General features: G+C 59.4%; 5 protein-coding genes. 3 read left to right on the top strand and 2 right to left on the bottom strand.

Going from position 1 to position 5,190, the window contains the following annotated elements; all coding sequences use genetic code 11:
• Positions 1-247, top strand: a 247-nt coding sequence (locus VMA09_18815) for a BBE domain-containing protein (protein ID HUA35670.1), incomplete at its 5' end; no start/stop codon positions are given.
• Positions 248-559: 312 nt separating this feature from the next.
• Here VMA09_18815 and VMA09_18810 read toward each other — a convergent pair.
• Positions 560-2,617 (bottom strand): PAS-domain containing protein, encoded by a 2,058-nt coding sequence (locus tag VMA09_18810; protein ID HUA35669.1) that lies wholly within the window; start codon positions 2,615-2,617, stop codon positions 560-562.
• A 63-nt stretch (positions 2,618-2,680) separates the two neighbouring features.
• Positions 2,681-3,772 carry an enolase C-terminal domain-like protein gene (locus tag VMA09_18805; GenBank protein HUA35668.1) on the bottom strand — a complete coding sequence of 364 codons (1,092 nt, stop codon included), beginning with the start codon at positions 3,770-3,772 and terminating at the stop codon, positions 2,681-2,683.
• Between the two features lie 119 nt (positions 3,773-3,891).
• Between VMA09_18805 and VMA09_18800 the strand changes: the two genes are divergently transcribed.
• Together VMA09_18800 and VMA09_18795 are read left to right on the top strand one after the other, a co-directional pair.
• Positions 3,892-4,488, top strand: coding sequence for a helix-turn-helix domain-containing protein (locus VMA09_18800; protein HUA35667.1), 597 nt, complete (start codon positions 3,892-3,894; stop codon positions 4,486-4,488).
• Positions 4,489-4,720: 232 nt separating this feature from the next.
• Positions 4,721-5,190: PAS domain S-box protein (locus VMA09_18795; protein HUA35666.1), on the top strand; the 470-nt coding region annotated here is incomplete at its 3' end.

The following is a 5,190-nucleotide window of genomic DNA, read 5'->3' as shown; positions in this document are numbered from 1 at the left end:
AATCTTCGGGGTCGATCCCGATCCGGCCAATGCCCCGACCCTCAAGCAATGGGCGCGGGACTATTGGGAAGCCGTCCATCCTTTCAATCTCGCCGGCGCCTACGCGAACTTCATGATGGACGATGAGGGCGAAGCGCGCGTTAAAGCTGCGTATGGCGATAATTACGAGCGTTTGGCAATGCTGAAGAAGAAATACGACCCGACTAACCTGTTCAGAGTGAATCAGAACATCCGACCAGCGCCTTAAGCCCCGCCGGCAACGGACACGAAGGGTTTCCATGGCCACTTTCATGGACGGCCACGACACGCCGGTGTGAGTGCCGGATGTTCTCGAGGGGAACTCGACGGGCCTGTGAGGCTCGTCCTCTTCTTCCGCTCGCTCCCGCGACGTAGTAGAGCGCGGGCTCGCGCTGGCGAACGCCGCGGCGGTGAAGAGCCTCGGGCTATGGCTGATGAGCATGGCGTCTCTGCCTCTGGTGGCTGGCTCGTGGCTTAGGCGGACTTGATCTAAACGAACGCAGACTGCCACCGCTGACCCGAAGCCCACATCGGGCGCCTGCTAATCCAGTAATCGACCGGCGACGTCCTGGAGCGCCCGAACAACATCGGCCCGGCTTTCGCGCGTCAATTTCTTCTGGTCGACGATCAAAAGAAAGCCGTCCTGCTCTTGACGAATGATCCGCCCTTGGGCGGCGGTCTTATCGACTAGCCCCACCACCCGATGGGTGCGTACCGGGCGGCTAAATCCCTTGACGGTAATGGTGCCGGTCTCCTCGGTGAGCACCTCGTCCTTGACCAGCGCGTAAGTCTCGTGCGCCAGCAGAATGCCGCCGAGATCGGCGTGCGACTCCAATCTCGCCGCCAAGTTCACTTCGTTGCCGATAATCGTGTAGTCGACGCGGTCGTTACTGCCGAAGTTTCCGACCGTACAAAACCCGGTGTTGATGCCGATGCGAAGCTGGAACACATGCTCCTGGCCACGCTCGCGCCACTCGGCCTGCAAGTCGCGCATGCGCTGCTGCATGGCGATCGCCATCTTCACGCAGGCGAGCGCATCTTCCTTGGGCCCACGCGTCTCGGGATCGCCGAAGAACAACATGATCGCATCGCCGATGAACTTATCGATCGTCGCTCCGTATTCGAGTGCGATGGTCGACATTTCTCGCAGGTAGTGGTTAAGAAGGTTGGTCAGCTCTTCCGATTCCAGAAGGTCGGTGGTCTCCGTGAATCCTGCGATATCCGAGAAAAATATGGTCAGTTTCTTGCGTTGAGACGTAACATCGACGGTCTTCTCTCCGGCAAAGATCGACTTGTACAATTGCGGCGAAAGGTACTTCGAGAGTTTGGACGAAAGCGATTCCAATGTTCGATTTTTTTCCATCACCAGTCGGTTCGCGTCTTCCAATCGCTGTTTTGCTTCCAGCAGACTCTGCTCCGACTGCTTTAGCTCGGTGATATCCGTCATGACCGTGACAGTGCCGCCAACCGTCGTCCGCCGACGGGCAATCCGATAGATGCGGCCATCCGGCGCACGATCCTCAAAGGCGATACCGGTGGGGTTCCGCAAGCTCTCTACGCGCTGCGCGACCAACGAATCGAGGTCACCCTCGCCGTAATAGCCGTGCTCGGCCAGATAACGCAGAAAATTGGGATAAGGCTGTCCCGGCTGCAGCAATTCTTTCGGGACAGGATACATCTCCGAGAAGCGATCGTTGCAGAAGACGATATTCAGGTCTCGGTCAGTATAAACGAGCGCGCCTGGCATGTTGTCGAGAGCGACATGAAGCTCCGCCTCCTTCCGGGCCAGATTTTCCTCTGCGCGCTTGAGTCTGGTGATTTCAGTGATCGCTGTCACCGTTCCGCCCGACGCGATTTTGCGACGGTTGACCTCATAGACCTTTCCGTCTGGTGTGCGATCTTCGAGCGGGTAACCGACTGGATTGCGCAGACTCTCGATGCGACGCGCGACCAAAGTCTCAACATCGCCGTCGCCATAGTAGCCGTGTTCCGCCAAATAGCGCAGAAAGTCAGGATACGGCCGGCCTGAATCGAACAGCTCACGCGGCACCGGGTACATTTCGATGTACCGATTGTTGCAAAAGACGATTTTCAAGTTGTCATCGGTGTAGGCCAACGCTCCCGGCATGTTGTCGAGCGCAACGTGCAGCTCCGCCTCCTTGCGCGCAACATCGCGCTCAGCGAGCTTGCGCTGGGTGACGTCGGAATAGGAAAGGACGAGGCCACCGCGCGCAATTGGCGCGTAACGGATGTTGAGGATTCGCCCGCTCGGGAGTTGGTATTCGAACTGGTGTGGCCGACCTTCACGGACGCGCTCCATACGCGAGATTGCCTGGGCTTCGGCATCGCCCGGACCATAGTCGCCACGTTCGGCGTTGAAACGATACAGTTCAATAATGTCGAGGCCGGGCTTGCACAGCGTGGTCGGATAGCCGCGCAGCTCGATGAACGCCTCGTTGTTGGCGATTAGCTTTAGATTCTGGTCGAAGATCGCAAAGCCAAAGTCTAATGCGTCGAGGCCTGACTCAACGACCGCGGCGGACGTCAGCAACCCTTTGGGCGATGCTGAACCTGTAGTCCTCGCCGGGCGATCGGCCATGGCCTCCCCTTTCGGCCGAAGCGGAATTCGCTATTGGACAATACTGTGACCGGCAGTTGAAGTCTAATAACCGTAGCGCGCGATGGCATTCTCGTCCCATTCAAGGCCAATCCCTGGACGATCGGGCACCTCAAGGTGGCCATTTTTTATGTCGAACGGCTCCTTCAGGATCGGATTGGCCCAGTCCTGCCACTCCAGCCAGTGCGCGGTCTCGGTGACGCGCATCAAATGCGCCGCTACCTCCGGATACAGATGGGTCGAAACCTGAACGCCGCCCGCAGCGGCAATTGGGACGGAGCGCAGCCATCCAGATACGCCGCCGATGCGCATCAGATCCGGCATCATATATTCACCGGCACCGGCGCAAACGGCTTTATACAGATCGCGTGGACCGTAAAAATTCTCGCCTAGCTGAACCGGCGTGTCGAGTTGCGCCGCAAGCTGTACGTACCCTGCCAGGTTGTCGTAGGCGATCGGCTCTTCGAACCAGTACAATCCCTGATGATCGAGAGCGTGGCATCGGCGAATGGCGTCGCCAAGCGAGAGGCCCTGGTTGAAATCCACCATGAGCTTGATATCGCTGCCCACCGCTTCCCGGACCTCGCGGATCGCGGCAAGATCGTCATCCAGGCGGTCTCGCCCGAGCCGCAACTTCACGCCCGTGAACGAGCCCTCCGAAACAAGCTCGCGCGCCTCCGCTGCAAAGGTCGACACGTCCGTCAGCCAAAGTCCATTGCTGTTGTACGCCGGTACCGGACCTATTGTGCCGCCAACCAATGCCGCAAGCGGTTGACCCGCCGCCTTGGCGAGCGCATCCCACATGGCCATGTCAAGGCCTGCTACCGCGATCATGGCAATGCCCTCGTAGCCGACCAGATTGAGAGAGCGCCTGTTGGCCTGAAAGCGCTCCAGCGGCGCGAGTAGGTGGTTCTGTTGCGCTTCCGCCAAATCGAGGAGCGCCGGCATCACGTAGCGAGCCGCATTTTTGAGATAAGGCTCCAGATAGCTGCGCCCAACGACACCCTCATGGGTATAGAGGTCGATCAGGATCAGCGGCCATTCCTTGAACATCCCGACCTTCGAGACGACGGGCCGCCGCAACGGCACCGATACCGCGCGAACATCGATCGATCGCAGTGTCAATTTTGCCGGCATGGCTTCGTTCTCCGCGGCGCGCGAGCGCCGTCCGATAGGTCCGTACAATCGATCTGACTGCCGAAGGCGACTGATGTAAATTCACTTGTCAGTATACCAAGTCGACGGGGGCGCCCAACATGCGACGGTCACGGCTCGAGACCAAGCGACGCATCCTCGATGCAGCCTATGGCCTGTTCTGGCGCCAGGGCTTTTTTCGTGTCGCCATGGATGACATCGCGACACGCGCAAACGTCACCAAGCGCACGCTCTATAAGCATTTCCCCAGCAAGGACGATCTCATCCAATCGGTGCTGGCGCATGCGAGCGAATTCGCGCTGAGCCGCCTGCGACAGTTCAAGCGTCCGCCCGACGCGGAAGATTTCATTGATTCCTTCTTTGGCGAGCTCTCGGACTGGGCCGCGAAGCCAAAATGGTCCGGTGGCGGTTTCACTCGTGTCGTAGTCGAACTTGCCGATCTGCGGGGCCATCCCGCGCGCTCGATCGCGCGGCAGCATAAGGCGGCAGTGGAGCGATGGCTGACCGAGGCGATCGCTGCGGCCGACATTCCGTCGGCTCAGCAACGCGCGAGAGAGATCATGCTTCTCACCGAGGGTGCGATGATTCTGATGCTTATTCACGGAGATCGAAGCTACGCTCGGGCAGCGGCTCTTGCCGCCAAGGCGTTGGTCCGGCCCGTGCGTTTGCGGCGCTCGCGGTCCTGGCGATCTTCATGACTTGCGACTTCAGCTATTGGCGCGAAGCTGCGGTACGACGACCCGCATGGGATCGTCCGCAGTTGAATGAAGAGCGGCGGTACCGCCGATTGTCATGAACCGCCGCACTTGACCCCTTTCGGACATCCGTTCGCCCGACCGCGGCCCGCAAAGGCATATCCACAGTCCCCCTTTCCCAGATTTGCCGTCATCATCTTATAAGCATAAAATGCAGACGGTCTAGATTGGGGGTATGGAGGTGACAGCCGATCGGCTTGCACCGGAAACAGGGCCTCTTGCGACATCGAACACTTTCGGCGGAGGGCCGACTGCAGAAGAGACTCTGCGTGCCACGTTTGACCTGGCCGCGGTCGGCATCGCGCATGTCGCCCCCGACGGCCGCTTCCTCCGCGTCAACCAGAAGCTCTGCGACATCTTTGGTCTAACGCGCGACCAGCTGCTGCAATACCGCTTCCAAAAGCTTACCCATCCCGACGATCTTGCTGCCGATCTGAGCCTGCTCCGCCGCTTGCTTGCCGGCGAAATCCCAACCTTCAGCATGGAAAAGCGATATGTTCGCAATGACGGCAAGCTGATCTGGGCCGATCTCTCTGTCTCACTCGCCCGAGACGACGCCGGGATGCCGTCGTACTGTATCAGCGTTGTCGTCGACATTACTGAGCGCAAGCTGGCGCAAGAGGCGCTGCGCGAGAGCGAGGCGCG

The organism is Candidatus Binataceae bacterium (assembly GCA_035508495.1).
Taxonomy (GTDB): Bacteria; Desulfobacterota; Binatia; order Binatales; family Binataceae; genus JASHPB01.
The sequence above is the reverse complement of the archived record's forward strand: the minus strand, read 5'-3'. Positions and strand labels throughout refer to the sequence as shown.

Excerpts from the sequence above, each read along its gene's own strand:
- VMA09_18810 (HUA35669.1), bottom strand. The coding sequence starts at position 2,617 with ATGGCCGATCGCCCGGCGAGGACTACAGGTTCAGCATCGCCCAAAGGG.
- VMA09_18805 (HUA35668.1), bottom strand. The coding sequence starts at position 3,772 with ATGCCGGCAAAATTGACACTGCGATCGATCGATGTTCGCGCGGTATCG.
- VMA09_18800 (HUA35667.1), top strand. The coding sequence starts at position 3,892 with ATGCGACGGTCACGGCTCGAGACCAAGCGACGCATCCTCGATGCAGCC.